Below are 14,510 nucleotides of genomic sequence, written 5' to 3'. Positions count from 1 at the left end.
CTGCTGTGTGGGATGATGTACGCCAATGCGCACCGCTCATGCAGCCTTCTCCATGTCGCTCGTGGGCGACACCGACTTCGTGCTGCTCGCGCTGCCGGCGGAGGCGTACGCATCCGCTGACCAGATCTCGATCGCGGTCGACGGGGCGCCGGTCGACTGGCGCATTCTGGCCGGAGCTCACGACACGCGACAGCTCGTCTTCACCGCGCCGACCGGCACGCTCGACGTCGACATCCAGACGAGTCTCAGCAACCTGCGGCGGCCCATCGACGACGCCGACCCGGCCCGCTATCTCGAGGACTCCCGCTATATAGAGGCATCGGCGCTGCGCGGCTTCGTCGACGAGCGCTTCGGGCGTGCGAGCGGCTTCGAGCAGCTCGACGCGATGCGCAACTGGATTGCGCGCGGCTTCACCTACTCTCCCGCCATGTCGGCGATCGACGACTCTGCGGTAACCACCCTGCAGAAGCGCGGTGGCATGTGCCGCGACTACGCGCACGTCATGATCGCGCTCGCTCGAGCCGCCGGCATGCCGGCGCGCTACGTGGGCGTCTACGCTCCCGGGCTCAACCCGCCCGACTTCCACGCCGTCGCCGAAGTGTTCGTCGACGGCGACTGGTGGGTGTTCGACCCGACCGGGCTCGCGCCGCGTGGAAGCCTCATCCGCATCGCGACCGGCGCGGATGCGCTCGAGACTGCCTGGGCGACCACGGCCGGCAACCCGGTGGTGCTGACGCGGCTGACCGTCGAGACGACCGATGACTCGATCATCGAAGGCGCCGTCGATGATCCTACGATGCGGTACCGGATCCTCTGACGGGCGTCAGTTGACGTTCGCGGCGACCTCGTCGAGCACCTGCTGCGCGTCGCGCGCTTCGACGAAGTAGATGGAGGCCGCGGCGATCACTGCGCCGTTCGCCTGCGCCGACGCGACGCCGATCTCGCCGACGGTCTCGAACGGGGGAGCGTCGAAGTCACCCGGGCCCTCCAGCACCCCGACCACCAGCCGGTCCGACCCGGTCACGTGCTGGTACGCGCACACCGTGCCCCCCGCATCCGCAATGTCTGCGATCGCGCCGGGCAGTTCGCCCTGGTCGCTCGACGGCGCGAAGTTCGGGTTGAACGCGTAGAGCTGGTCGGCCGTGAACACGTCGGTGCAGGGCAGGTCGCCCGCCACCGGCGGTGTCGTCACCTCGGGGGTGTCGGTCTCGGCGGGCGTCTCGGTGTCGTCCGGCTGCCCGGGCTCGGTCGTCTCAGTCGGCTCGACGGTGACCGTCGGGCTGGTCGTGGGATCCGACGAATCCGCCGGGGCCAGCGCGCCCGGCTCGCAACCGGTGAGCGCCATCGCCGTCACCGCGGCCATGATCGTGACGGGCAGGAGACGAGGGCGGATGCGCAGGCTGGGGCTCGACATCCAGCCAGACTAGGGCGCGGGGCCGGGGATCCCGGGGCAGGCACGCGGACTAGAATCGAAGGATGCAGCCCTCCGAAATCTCTGCCGCCGTGCTCGCCGCCGTCCGCTCTGCGGTGGGCCGACGAAGCAGCGACGTGGAGGTCGGCGAGAGCGACATCGTTCTGGAGCGCCCGCGCAACCGCGACCACGGCGACTGGGCGACGAACGCCGCCATGCGCTTCGCCAAGAAGGCCGGCGCGAATCCGCGCGAGCTCGCCGAGGAGGTCGCGGCCGAGCTGGCCGCCGTCGACGGCATCGAGCGCGCAGATGTGGCCGGCCCCGGCTTCATCAACCTCACCATCGCCGCCGGCGCCGCGGGCGAGCTCGCCCGCACGATCGTCGAGGCCGGTGACGCCTACGGCTCGGGCGAGACGCTGCAGGACATCAAGATCAACCTCGAGTTCGTCTCCGCGAACCCGACCGGGCCCATCCACATGGGCGGCACCCGCTGGGCCGCGGTGGGCGACAGCCTCGGCCGCGTGCTCGAGCGCCAGGGCGCGCTCGTCACCCGCGAGTACTACTTCAACGACCACGGCGGCCAGATCGACCGCTTCGCGCGCAGCCTGGTCGCGGCCTTCCGCGGCGACCCCACGCCCGAGGACGGCTACGGCGGCGCTTACATCGCCGAGATCGCCCGCAAGGTCGACGACGCGTACGACGGCGACCTGCTCGACCTCGACGACGCCGATCTGCAGGAGGCGTTCCGCGCCAACGGCGTCGCGCTGATGTTCGAGGAGATCAAGCAGGATCTGCACGACTTCGGCGTCGACTTCGATGTCTACTTCCACGAGCACCAGGTGCAGTCCGACGGCTCGGTGCAGCGTGCGATCGAGACGCTGCGCGAGCGCGGCCACGTCTTCGAGGAGGAGGGCGCGACCTGGCTGCGCACCACCACCTTCGGCGACGACAAGGATCGCGTCATCCTGCGCTCGAACGGCGCCCCGGCGTACTTCTCGGGCGACCTGGGCTACTACCAGAACAAGCGCGACCGCGGCTTCGAGCAGAACATCATCATGCTCGGCGCCGACCACCACGGCTACGTCGGCCGCATGATGGCGATGTGCGCGGCGTTCGGCGACAAGCCGCACCACAACCTGCAGATCCTGATCGGTCAGATGGTCAACCTGCTGCGCGAGGGCCAGCCGGTGCGGATGTCGAAGCGTGCGGGCACCATCGTGACGATGGAAGACCTGGTGGATGCGGTGGGTGTCGACGCCGCCCGCTACGCCCTGGTGCGCTCGAGTGCAGACACGCCCCTCGACATCGACCTCGAGCTGCTCACGCAGCGCACGAACGACAACCCCGTCTACTACGTGCAGTACGCGCACGCCCGGATGTCGGCGGTCGGCCGCAACGCCGCCGCAGCGGGTGTGGACCGCTCGGAGTTCGACCCGTCGCTGCTCTCGCATGCGAGCGAGTCCGCGCTGCTCGGCGCCCTCGCCGACTTCCCGCGCGTGCTGGCGCAGGCCGCAGAGCTGCGCGAGCCGCACCGCGTCGCCCGCTTCGCCGAGGAGCTCGCCGGCCTGTACCACCGCTGGTACGACGCCTGCCGCGTCACGCCCGTCGGCGACGAGCCGATCACGACTGTGCACCGCACGCGCCTGTGGCTGAACGACGCGACCGGTCAGGTGCTGCGCACGGCGCTGTCCACGGTCGGCGTCAGCGCGCCCGAGCGGATGTAGCGCAGCGGGAGCTGTCGCACCTCTGCAACCTTTGGCGCGGGATCAAGGCTGGGTGCGCCGTTCACCGGTTGAACTGCAGTCTGTGGACAAGAAGCGCGCGGAATCAGCCAGTGGTGCATGCTCGCGGGATGGCATCCACGACACCGGGATTGACGCCAAGCCACGCCTGCTTGCAAACTGTAAGCATGCCCAACGTTCTGGTTCGTGATCTGCCTGAAGACGTGCACGCTGCGCTGCTGGGGAAGGCTGCTGCGCGTCAGCAGTCGCTGCAGCACTTCCTGGCTATCGAGCTGCGGCGCATTGCTGAGGAGAAGCAGCTCGCCGACATCCTGGATGACATCGAGCGGAGGCAGTCGGGCGGGCGAATCGGATTCCAGCAAGCGGTGGACGCCATTGAAGCTGAGCGTGATCGGCGGTGAAGGTCGTCGACGCCTCCGTGCTGGTGAACGCTCTCGGCGACGATGGAGACGCAGGCCGGAGCGCGCGTGCAGCCCTGCGCGCTGCGGACGAATTCACGGCACCCGACCTGATCAATGTTGAGGTGATGGCCGCGCTGCGCCGATTGTGGCTCGCCGGATCGCTCTCGGATGCACAGTTCGAAGCAGCATCGAGCGACCTGCAACAGCTCGCGTTCCCACGAGTGCCGACCCGGCACCTGGTGACTCGCGCCTACGACCTGCGCGCGAGTGTCAGCGCCTACGACGCGATGTACGTCGCCCTGGCAGAGGCGCTCGACTGCGATCTGCTCACTGGCGACCGGCGGCTCGCCAACGCCAACGGGCCTCGCTGCCGCATTCGCGTTGTCCGCTGATCAGCGCTTGCGCTGCACCGCGGGCCGGTAGGCCGAGACGCTCGGCTCGCCCGGGATCCAGAAGCGCCAGGGGTAGGCGGATGCGTCGCCGCCGGGGCCGCTGACGCCGACGCGGGGGCCGGTGCGGTGGTGCGGCGGCGCGGTCGCCGGTTCGAAGGACCAGCCGGTGGGGATCTCGATACGGCGCTGCGCGCCTACTCGATCAACAGGTTCGTCGTCGACAGTGCGGTGGAAGGCAGCGCCGTCGTCGGTGAGCGTCGCGCCGAGCGCTTGGGCGACGTTGCCGGGGCCGCGGGCGAGCTCACCTGCGATCCGCGTCGCGCGGCGCACATGCCGGCGCTCCGCCGCGAGCTCGTAGCCCTCAACCACCTCACCGGCACGCACGAGCACACCCCAGCCAGAGCCTTCCGGCCCGGCGACGATGTTCACCGCGTGGTGCATGCCGTAGGTGAAGTAGCAGTAGACGTGTCCGCCGGGACCGAACATCGTCGCGTTCCTGGCCGTCTTGCCGCGGAACGTGTGCGCGCCCGGGTCGTCGCTGCCGCGGTATGCCTCGACCTCGGTGAGGCGCACGGCGACGGCCCCCGACGCATCCGCTCGTCTGAGCACGCCACCGAGCAGCAGCGGAGCGAGCTCGAGCGGGTCGCGCTCGAACCAGGTGGGGTCGGGAGTGGCCACCCTGGCACGTTACTCATAATCACGACGCTGGGAATTATGAGCAACGCCGCGTCGCCGAGCGCCGCGCGGTATCTGACTGTTCCGTAGGATGGAGGCAGCGCCACAAGCGCCGCACACCACCCGCACCCGGAGCGATCCGTCGCGGGCACACGCACCACCACTCGGACGGAGTTCCGTGCCGCATCCGCTCGCCCCCCAGCTGCCCGACACCAGCGACGCCAACGCGCTCGTCGAGGGCGTCTGGCCTGCGGGCGCCGAGCGCATCGACGGCGCGATGCACGTCGGGGGCGTGGCGCTCACCGCGATCGCCGAGCAGCACGGCACGCCCTTCCTGCTCGTCGACGAGGCGGTCGTGCGCGAGCGCGCCCGCCGCATCCGCACCGCTTTCGAGGCGGCGTTCACGGATGCGGAGGCTGACTCGGGAGGGCAGGGCGTCGACGTCTACTACGCGGGCAAGGCGCTGCTGACCGCCGACGTCGCGCGCTGGATGCGCGCCGAGGGGCTGCGCATCGACGTCTGCACCGGCGGCGAGCTCGCCACGGCGCTCCGCGCGGGCGTCGAGCCGGCCGCGATCGGCTTCCACGGCAACAACAAATCCGTTGTCGAGATCGAGGCGGGCGTGGCCGCCGGCATCGGCACCTTCATCATCGACTCGCCCATCGAGGCCGAGCGCATCGCCGCCGCAGCCGAGCGCGCCGGCCGCGTGCAGCGGGTGCGGCTGCGCATCTCGGTGGGCGTGCACGCCTCCACGCACGAGTTCCTCGCCACCAGCCACGAGGATCAGAAGTTCGGCATCCCGGTCGCCGAGGCGCCCGCGCTCGTGGCGCGCATCCGCGAGCTGCCGAGCCTCGAGCTCGTCGGCCTGCACACGCACATCGGCTCGCAGATCTTCGACGCCGCCGGCTTCGGCGAATCCGCCCGCCGCATGCTCACCCTGCACGCCGAGCTCGGCGGCACCGGCAGCACCGCCGACGGCGCCTTCCCCGAGCTCAACCTCGGCGGCGGCTTCGGCATCGCCTACACGGCCGCCGACAGCCCCGAGCCCATCGAGACGATCGCGACGAGGCTGGCGGATGCGGTGCGAGACGCCGCAGACGAGCTCGGCATCGCGGTGCCCAGGATCTCGATCGAGCCCGGCCGCTGGATCGTCGGCCCGGCCGGCGTGACCGTCTACCGCGTCGGCACGATCAAGCCCGTGCAGCTCGAGCAGGGCACCCGCACCTACGTCTCGGTCGACGGCGGCATGGGCGACAACGCCCGGCCGGCCCTCTACGGGGCGCAGTACTCCGCGCGGATCGCGAGTCGCGCATCCGCCGCCGAGCCCATGCTGACCCGGGTCGCCGGCCGCCACTGCGAGTCGGGCGACATCGTCGTCGACGCCGAGTGGCTGCCGGGCGACGTGGCGCCGGGCGACCTGCTCGCCGTCGCCGCGACCGGTGCCTACTGCCACTCGCTCGCCTCGAACTACAACGCCGCGCCGCGCCCGCCGGTGCTCGCGGTGGCGGACGGCGTCGTCCGCACGCTCGTGCGCCGCGAGACCATCGACGACCTGCTCGGCCGCGACGCCGGGCTCGACCGCCAGAATCCCGGAGCCGCATCATGAACTCCTACCGTTCCCTCCGCATCGCGCTGCTCGGCGCCGGCAGCGTCGGCTCGCAGGTGGCGCGCCTGCTGCTCGAGCACGGCGACGAGTTCGCCGCCCGCGTCGGCGCGCCCCTCGAGCTGGTCGGCATCGGCGTGCGCGACCTCGACGCCAAGCGCGACGTGGAGCTGCCGCGCGAGCTGCTCACCACCGACCTCGACACGCTCGTCGCCAGCGCCGACATCGTGGTCGAGCTGCTGGGCGGCATCGAGCCGGCCCGCACGCTGCTGCTCGAGGCGCTCGCCGCCGGCGCCGACGTCGTCACCGCCAACAAGGCGCTGGTCGCCGCGCACGGTCCCGAGCTGTTCGCCGCGGCCGAGATCGTCGGCGCGCAGGTCGCCTACGAGGCTGCCGTCGCCGGCGCCATCCCGATCATCCGCCCGCTCGAGCACTCGCTCGCCGGCGACCGCGTCATCCGCGTAATGGGCATCGTCAACGGCACCACCAACTTCATCCTCGACCGCATGCACACCGAGGGCTCCACGCTCGAGGAGTCGCTCGCGATCGCCACCGAGCTCGGCTACGCCGAGGCCGACCCGACCGCCGACATCGAGGGCTTCGACGCCGCCAGCAAGGCGACCATCCTCGCCTCGCTCGCCTTCCACACCGAGGTGCCCGCCAGCGAGGTGCACCGCGAGGGCATCACCGGCGTCACCAGCGACATGGTCGCGCAGGCCGAGCGCGCCGGCCGGGTGCTGAAGCTGGTCGCGATCTGCGAGCGGCTGCCAGCCGGCGAGGGCCAGCCCGGCGGTGCGGGCGACCGCGTCTCGGCACGCGTGCATCCCGTCTCGCTGCCGGCGACGCATCCGCTCGCCGCCGTGCGCCAGGCGATGAACGCCGTCTTCGTGACCGCCGAGGCAGCGGGCGACCTGATGTTCTACGGCGCCGGCGCCGGCGGGCCCGAGACCGCCTCTGCGGTGCTCGGGGACCTGGTCTCGATCGCGCGCCGGCACGTCGCGGGCGGCCCGGGCACCGCCGGCTCGACGCACGCGAAGCTGCCGCTGGCGCCCTTCGGCGAGGTGCTCGCGCGGCACGAGATCGCGCTCACGGTCGCCGACCAGCCGGGCGTGCTCTCGGTGATCGCCGGGCTCGTGGCGCTGCACGGCGTCTCGGTCGAGTCGGTGCGCCAGGATGTGCGCGACGGCGCCGCCACCCTGGTGCTCGGCACCCACACCGCGACCGAGGCGCGCATCGCAGACGTGCTCGCCGCGCTCGAGCAGCAGGATGACGTGGAGCGGATCGACAGCGTGATCCGGCTCATCGACTAGGAGGAACCGATGGCGAACCAGACTGCACGCACGCAGGGCGTACGCAACCAGGGCTCACGCAACCAGTGGCGCGGCCTGCTGCACGAGTGGGCAGACGTGCTGAACGTGACGGATGCGTCCACGGTCGTGACGCTCGGCGAGGGCGGCACCCCGCTCATCGAGTCGCGCGCGCTCTCGCAGCTGACGGATGCGCGGGTGTTCGTGAAGTTCGAGGGCCTGAACCCGACGGGGTCGTTCAAGGACCGCGGCATGACCGTCGCGGTCTCGCGGGCCGTCGAGCGGGGCGCGAAGGCGATCGCCTGCGCCTCCACCGGCAACACCTCGGCCTCGGCCGCCGCCTACGCGGCCGCCGCCGGCATCCAGGCGATCGTGCTGGTGCCCGAGGGCAAGATCTCGATGGGCAAGCTCGCCCAGTCGGTCGTGCACGGCGCCCGCATCGTGCAGGTGCGCGGCAACTTCGACGACTGCCTCGAGATCTCGAAGGAGCTCGCCGAGCAGTACCCGGTGCACCTGGTGAACTCGGTGAACGACGACCGCATCGAGGGGCAGAAGACCGCCGCGCTCGAGATCGTCGACGTGCTGGGCGACGCGCCCGACATCCACTGCATCCCGGTCGGCAACGCCGGCAACATCACCAGCTACTGGCGCGGCTACTCGCTGGCCGAGACCAGCGGTGTCGCCACCAAGCGGCCGCGCATGCTCGGCTTCCAGGCCGCCGGCGCCGCCCCGATCGTGCGGGGCGAGCGGGTGCTCGAGCCCGACACGGTCGCCACCGCCATCCGCATCGGCAACCCGGCCTCGTGGCAGCAGGCGCTCGACGCCCGCGACGAGTCGGGCGGCTACATCGGCGCGATCGCCGACGCCGACATCCTGAAGGCGCAGCGGCTGCTGGCCTCCTCGACCGGCGTCTTCGTCGAGCCGGCCTCGGCGATCTCGGTCGCGGGCCTGCTCGAGCGGCACGCGGCGGGGGAGATCCCCGCCGGCTCGACCATCGCGCTGACGGTCACCGGCCACGGCCTGAAGGACGCCCAGTGGGGGCTGAAGCTCGACGACGGCTCCGACGCCGCGCCCGAGTCGGCCGACGCCGACACCACGCAGGTCGCCGAGCTGCTGGGCCTCGCATGAGCGGTGCTGGTGTGACTGATGTGACCGTGCCGCTCGGCCGTCGCGTGCACGTGCGCGTGCCCGCCACCAGCGCCAACCTCGGCCCCGGCTTCGACACGCTGGGCCTGGCGCTCAACGTGCACGACGAGCTCGACGTCGAGGCGACCGCGTCCGGCGTGACGGTGGAGGTCGCGGGCATCGGCGCCGCGGACACCGAGCACGCCGTGCCCACCGACGAGACCAACCTGGTGGCGCGCGCGATCCTGCACGTGTTCGACCGGGTGGGCGTCGAGGCGCCCGGGCTCGCGCTCACGGCGACCAACAGCATCCCGCACGGCCGCGGCATGGGCTCCTCCGGCGCCGCGATCGTCTCGGGCGTGCTGGCGGCGAAGGGGCTGCTCGAGGGCATCGTCGAGGTCACCGACGACGACGTGCTGCGCTACGCGACCGAGCTCGAGGGCCACCCCGACAACGTCGCGCCCGCCATCTTCGGCGGCCTCACCATCGCCTGGGTCGACCAGAGCGGCCCGCGCCACAAGCAGCTCGCCGTGCACCGCGGCGTCTCGCTGCTGGTCGCGGTGCCCGAGGCGACCATGTCGACGAAGCTCGCCCGCAGCCTGCAGCCGGAGGCCGTGCCGCACGCCGACGCCGTCTTCAACCTCTCGCGCTCGGCGCTGCTGGTCGCGGCGCTGACGCAGAGCCCCGAGCTGCTGCTCGATGCCACCGAGGATCGCCTGCACCAGTCGTATCGGGCCAGCGCCATGCCGCAGACGAGCGAGCTCGTCGAGCAGCTGCGCGCCGCCGGCCACGCGGCCGTCGTCTCGGGTGCCGGCCCGTCGGTGCTCGTGCTCGCCGCCGACCCGGCGGCCCGGCTCGAGGCGGCGACCATCGTCGAGAACCGCCCCGAGGGATGGACTGCGCGCCTGCTCGCGGTCGACATCCGCGGTGGTACAGTGGAGCGCATCCCCACCAGTGCCGCGGCCCAGCCCGGTTCGGGGAGTTTCTGACTCCACTCTCTGCATTTCTGATGCGCTCGACCGTCGGCCAGCACTGTTCGCTGCACCGGCCGTGGGCGCAGCGGGAGACAAGGTCCCATGCCCGCGGCATCGCGCGCGGGCCAACATCGAAGGAGCCCTCGCGTCATGACCAGCGAGTCGACCAACCGCACCCCGGCAGCAGACGCTGCCACCAACCCCGCAGCCGAGGCTGCGCAGGCCGAGACAGCACCGTCCGAGGCACCCGCCGCGCCCAAGCGCCGCTCGCGCCGCGCGTCGTCGTCGTCAGTGGCGGAGCAGGCTGCGGCCCCCGCCTCGACCGCCGCCGCCGAGGCGCCCGCCGCTGAGGCTGCGCCCGCGCAGGCCGCAGCAGACGCCGCCTCGGCCGAGAAGCCGGCCACCAAGCGTCCCGCGCGCCGCACGGCCGCGCAGAAGCGCGCCGACGAGGCAGCCGCGGTCGAGGCCGCCGGCACCGATTCCGGCACCACCGAGTCGGGAACCACCGGCTCGGCCGTCACCGAGTCGGCCAGCGCCGGCTCGAGCGAGCAGCCCGCAGCCGACACCGGCAGCGGGGCCGCCGCCGCCGAGAAGCCGGCCACCAAGCGTCCCGCGCGCCGCACCGCCGCGCAGAAGCGCGCCGACGAGGCCGCAGCCGCCGAGGCCGCAGCCCCCGCCGAGCAGGACGGCGCCGCCGCCCTCCTCGAGAGCGCCCTCGACAAGAAGAGCAGCGACAAGGCCGGCTCCGACAAGGCCGCCGACAAGGGCGATTCCGACAAGGCTGGCAGCGACAAGGCCGACAGCGACAAGGCCGACAGCGACAAGGCCGACTCCGACAAGCGCGGCAACCGCAAGCGCGGCGACAAGGCCGACGCCGACGAGCAGACCACGACGGATGCGCCTGCGGCCGACGCAGGCACGTCGCGTTCGCGCCGTGGCCGCGGCAACGCATCCGCCACCGAGTCCGACAGCGGCTCGAACGACGGCGACCGCCGCGACGACCAGCGCGGCGACGACCAGGACGACCAGGGCGACGACCAGCAGTCGTCGAACTCGCGCCGCCGCCGCAGCCGCGGCAAGGGCGGCCAGGGCGGCGACCAGCAGGACGGCCAGCGCGGCAACCAGCGCGGCCAGCAGAACCAGCAGCAGGACGACGACTCGGACGACGAGGGCGGCTCGCGCCGCGGTCGCGGTCGCGGCCGGGGCCAGAACGGCAACCAGGGTGGCCAGGGCGGCAACCAGGGCGGCAACCAGGGCGGCAACCAGCAGCAGTCCGACCAGGACGGCGGCTCGCGCCGCGGCCGCGGCCGTGAGCGCACCCGCACGCGCGGCCAGGACGACGAGCCGCAGATCCACGAGGACGACGTGCTGCTGCCGGTCGCCGGCATCCTCGACGTGCTCGACAACTACGCCTTCGTGCGCACCTCCGGCTACCTGCCCGGCTCGAACGACGTCTACGTCTCGCTCGCCCAGGTCAAGAAGCACGGCCTGCGCAAGGGCGACGCCGTCGTCGGCGCCATCAAGCAGCCGCGCGAGGGCGAGCAGCACTCGACGCGCCAGAAGTACAACGCGCTCGTGCGCGTCGACACGATCAACGGCCAGACCACCGAGGACTCGCTCGCCCGCGTCGAGTTCTCGAAGCTGACGCCGCTCTACCCGCAGGAGCGCCTGCGCCTGGAGACCACGTCGAACAAGCTCTCGACCCGCGTCATCGACCTGGTCGCGCCGATCGGCAAGGGCCAGCGCGGCCTGATCGTCTCGCCGCCCAAGGCCGGCAAGACGCTCGTCATGCAGGCCATCGCCAACGCGATCGCCGAGAACAACCCCGAAGTGCACCTGATGATCGTGCTCGTCGACGAGCGCCCCGAGGAGGTCACCGACTTCCAGCGCACCGTCAAGGGCGAGGTCATCGCGTCGACCTTCGACCGGCCCGCCGAGGATCACACGATCGTCGCCGAGCTCGCGATCGAGCGCGCCAAGCGTCTGGTCGAGCTCGGTCACGACGTGGTCGTGCTGCTCGACGGCATCACGCGCCTCGGCCGTGCCTACAACCTCTCCGCCCCGCCCTCGGGCCGGATTCTCTCCGGCGGCGTCGACTCGAGCGCGCTGTACCCGCCGAAGAAGTTCTTCGGCGCCGCGCGCAACATCGAGCACGGCGGCTCGCTCACCATCCTCGCCACCGCGCTCGTCGAGACCGGCTCGAAGATGGACGAGGTGATCTTCGAGGAGTTCAAGGGCACCGGCAACATGGAGCTGCGCCTCTCACGCCACATGGCCGACAAGCGCATCTTCCCCGCGGTCGACGTCAACGCATCCGGCACCCGTCGTGAAGAGATGCTCATGGGCGTCGAGGAGACCAAGGTGATGTGGAAGCTGCGCCGGGCCCTCGCCGGCCTCGAGACGCAGCAGGCGCTCGAGCTGGTGCTCAAGCAGCTCAAGGAGACGCAGTCGAACGTCGAGTTCCTGATGAAGGTCTCGAAGTCGGTGCCCGGCCAGCACGACAAGGACTGACATGTTCGAGTCGGTCGCCGGGCTGCTCGCCGAGCACGCCGACCTCGAGCAGCAGCTCGCCGACCCGGCGCTGCACGCCGATGCTGTGCGTGCGCGCCGGGTGAACCGGCGCTACGCCGAGCTCAACCAGATCAAGGCAGCGCACGAGCGCTGGCAGGCCTCGGTCGAGGACCTCGAGGCGGCGCGCGAGCTCGCCCGCGAGGACGACGCCTTCGCCGAGGAGGTGCCCGCGCTCGAGCAGACCGCCCACGAGGCGGAGGAGAAGCTGCGCAGGCTCCTCATCCCGCGCGACCCCGACGACGGGCGCGATGTGATCATGGAGGTCAAGGGCGGCGAGGGCGGCGAGGAGTCGGCGCTGTTCGCGGCCGACCTGGTGCGCATGTACTCGCACTACGCGGCCGCCCGCGGCTGGAAGGTCGAGATGCTCGAGTCGACCGCCAGCGACATGGGCGGCTACAAGGATGTGCAGATCGCCATCAAGTCCTCCTCGAATGACCCCGCCGAGGGCGTCTGGGCGTCGCTGAAGTACGAGGGCGGCGTGCATCGCGTGCAGCGCGTGCCGGCGACCGAGTCGCAGGGCCGCATCCACACCTCCACGACCGGCGTGCTGGTCTTCCCCGAGGTGGATGCGCCGGACGAGATCCAGATCGACCAGAACGACCTGAAGATCGACGTCTACCGCTCCTCGGGCCCCGGTGGTCAGAGCGTGAACACCACCGACTCGGCCGTGCGCATCACGCACGTGCCGACCGGCATCACCGTGTCGATGCAGAACGAGAAGAGCCAGCTGCAGAACCGCGAGGCCGGCATGCGCGTGCTGCGCGCCCGGCTGCTGGCGCGGCAGCAGGAGGAGCTCGAGGCGGCCGCCTCCGACGCGCGCAAGTCGCAGATCCGCGGCATGGACCGCTCCGAGCGCATCCGCACCTACAACTTCCCCGAGAACCGCATCGCCGACCACCGCACCGGTTTCAAGGCCTACAACCTCGACACCGTCATGGACGGCGCGCTGCAAGCGGTCATCGACTCCTGCATCAGCGCCGACGAGGAGGCGCGGCTCGCGGCCCTCGCTGGCGACGAGGGCTGACCGCGGCATGACCGACAGGCCGGGGCGGATGCGTCCTGGGCGCGGGCGGGCACGCGCGGCCCCGATGGGGGCCGCGTTCTGGCGCTTCTGGAGCGTCGAGCTCGCCACCGAGACCGGCCTCGGCCTGGCGGTCATCGCCCTGCAGACGATGGTCGTGCTCGACCTCGGCGGCGGAGCGACCGAGGTCGGCTGGCTCTCCTCGGCCCGCTGGCTGCCCTACATGGTGCTGGGGCTGCTGGTCGGCGCGATCGTCGAGCGGATGCGTCGGCGCACGGTCATGATCGTCAGCGACGTCGTGCGCGCGGTCGTCCTGGGCGGCCTCGCAGCCGTCTGGCTGAGCGGCGGCGGCGCGCTGTGGGTGCTGCTGCTCGCGGTCATGCTGCTCGGCACAGCGAGCCTCGTGAACGACGCCGCCTCGCAGGCGTTCGTGCCGCGACTGGTCGGCCGCGACCGGCTGCTGCCCGCGCACCAGCGGCTCGACATCGGCTCGAACGCGGCGCAGTCGGCCGGGCCCGCGGTCTCGGGCGTCGTGATCGCCTGGCTCGGGGCGCCCATCTCGCTGCTGCTGGCCGCCGGTGCGCACGTTGTCTCGGCCGTGGTGCTGTGGACGCTGCCGGCCGATGAGCGGCTGCCGCGCCGCGCGCACGGCCTGGGGCGCTCGATCGCGCACGGCCTGCGCTTCGTGCACCGGCATCCGCGTCTGGGTCCTTTCGCGCGCTGGACGCACGTGTGGTTCCTGTGCAACGGCGCAGCGATGACGCTGCTCGTGCCGCTGGTGCTGCTCGAGCTCGAGGCCGGGCCCGCTGGCTTGGGCCTGGCGATCGGTGTGCTCGGCGCGGCGACGCTCGTGGGCACGTCCCTCGCGGGCGTCGTCGGCTCGCGCCTGGGCGCTGCGCGCACCATCATCGTCAGCCGCGTGACCTCGCCCATCGCGTGGAGCGCCGTCGCGCTCAGCGCCTTCGCGGGCGACGTGCTCACCGCCGGTCTCTCGACGGTCGTGCTGCTGGCGGGGCTGGCGCTCGTCGGCGTCGGCATGGGCATCGGCAACCCGAGCGAGATGGCGCTGCGGCAGCGCGCGACGCCCGACCGCATGCAGGCGCGGATGAACGCCACGATGCGCACCGTCAACCGCGCGATGTTCGTCATCTCGGCACCGCTCGCTGGGCTGCTGGGCGACGCGATCGGCTTCGGCCCGGCCCTCGCGATCGTCTGCGCAGGCTTCGCGATCGCGGCGATCGGGCTCGCGGTCTCTCCGCTCGCCCGCGGCCGCACCGCGCACTGACCG

Annotated in this window: 13 protein-coding genes; 11 read left to right on the top strand and 2 right to left on the bottom strand. The window is 71.9% G+C overall.

Translation table 11 applies throughout. The features are described 5' to 3' along the window. Positions 1-25: 25 nt before the first annotated feature. Positions 26-817, top strand: coding sequence for a transglutaminase-like domain-containing protein (locus BM288_RS01075; RefSeq protein WP_092915041.1), 792 nt, complete (start codon positions 26-28; stop codon positions 815-817). A gap of 6 nt (positions 818-823) precedes the next feature. Here the strand turns inward: BM288_RS01075 and BM288_RS01070 are convergent, their stop codons facing one another. Next, on the bottom strand, positions 824-1,414 hold the full coding sequence (locus BM288_RS01070) for a hypothetical protein (protein WP_092915039.1): 591 nt from the start codon (positions 1,412-1,414) through the stop codon (positions 824-826). Positions 1,415-1,476: 62 nt separating this feature from the next. Here BM288_RS01070 and argS point away from each other — a divergent pair, with 62 nt between their 5' ends. From argS to BM288_RS01055, 3 genes are all read left to right on the top strand, one after another. Next, a complete protein-coding gene (gene argS, locus BM288_RS01065) occupies positions 1,477-3,135 on the top strand; it encodes an arginine--tRNA ligase (RefSeq protein WP_092915037.1) in 1,659 nt (552 codons plus the stop codon). A 185-nt stretch (positions 3,136-3,320) separates the two neighbouring features. Continuing rightward, positions 3,321-3,554, top strand: coding sequence for a FitA-like ribbon-helix-helix domain-containing protein (locus BM288_RS01060; RefSeq protein ID WP_318255259.1), 234 nt, complete (start codon positions 3,321-3,323; stop codon positions 3,552-3,554). Beyond that, positions 3,551-3,946: a type II toxin-antitoxin system VapC family toxin gene (locus BM288_RS01055; RefSeq protein ID WP_092915035.1), complete on the top strand. Its 396-nt coding sequence runs from the start codon at positions 3,551-3,553 to the stop codon at positions 3,944-3,946. The genes BM288_RS01060 and BM288_RS01055 overlap by 4 nt, the downstream gene beginning before the upstream one ends. On the opposite strand, the gene BM288_RS01050 is transcribed toward BM288_RS01055, so the two are convergent. After that, positions 3,947-4,624, bottom strand: a complete 678-nt coding sequence (locus BM288_RS01050) for a DNA-3-methyladenine glycosylase (protein ID WP_092915033.1) — start codon at positions 4,622-4,624, stop codon at positions 3,947-3,949. Between the two features lie 175 nt (positions 4,625-4,799). Between BM288_RS01050 and lysA the strand changes: the two genes are divergently transcribed. The 7 genes from lysA (at position 4,800) to BM288_RS01015 (ending at position 14,507) form a co-directional block, all read left to right on the top strand. Beyond that, entirely contained in the window at positions 4,800-6,227 is a 1,428-nt protein-coding gene (gene lysA, locus BM288_RS01045; protein ID WP_318255257.1) for a diaminopimelate decarboxylase, read from the top strand. Next, on the top strand, positions 6,224-7,534 hold the full coding sequence (locus tag BM288_RS01040) for a homoserine dehydrogenase (protein WP_092915029.1): 1,311 nt from the start codon (positions 6,224-6,226) through the stop codon (positions 7,532-7,534). The genes lysA and BM288_RS01040 overlap by 4 nt, the downstream gene beginning before the upstream one ends. Positions 7,535-7,543: 9 nt before the next feature. Next, positions 7,544-8,659: a threonine synthase gene (thrC, locus tag BM288_RS01035; protein ID WP_092915027.1), complete on the top strand. Its 1,116-nt coding sequence runs from the start codon at positions 7,544-7,546 to the stop codon at positions 8,657-8,659. A 20-nt stretch (positions 8,660-8,679) separates the two neighbouring features. Then, positions 8,680-9,645, top strand: coding sequence for a homoserine kinase (thrB, locus tag BM288_RS01030; RefSeq protein ID WP_318255319.1), 966 nt, complete (start codon positions 8,680-8,682; stop codon positions 9,643-9,645). A 135-nt stretch (positions 9,646-9,780) separates the two neighbouring features. Then, a complete protein-coding gene (gene rho / locus BM288_RS01025) occupies positions 9,781-12,141 on the top strand; it encodes a transcription termination factor Rho (RefSeq protein ID WP_092915023.1) in 2,361 nt (786 codons plus the stop codon). Between the two features lies 1 nt (position 12,142). Then, on the top strand, positions 12,143-13,225 hold the full coding sequence (gene prfA / locus BM288_RS01020) for a peptide chain release factor 1 (RefSeq protein ID WP_092915021.1): 1,083 nt from the start codon (positions 12,143-12,145) through the stop codon (positions 13,223-13,225). A 7-nt stretch (positions 13,226-13,232) separates the two neighbouring features. After that, positions 13,233-14,507, top strand: a complete 1,275-nt coding sequence (locus tag BM288_RS01015; protein WP_092915019.1) for an MFS transporter — start codon at positions 13,233-13,235, stop codon at positions 14,505-14,507. Positions 14,508-14,510 lie beyond the last annotated feature (3 nt).

The sequence above is a fragment of the Agrococcus baldri genome (assembly GCA_900114805.1).
Classification (GTDB): Bacteria; Actinomycetota; Actinomycetes; order Actinomycetales; family Microbacteriaceae; genus Agrococcus; species Agrococcus baldri.
This window is presented reverse-complemented; position numbering and strand designations above follow the sequence as displayed.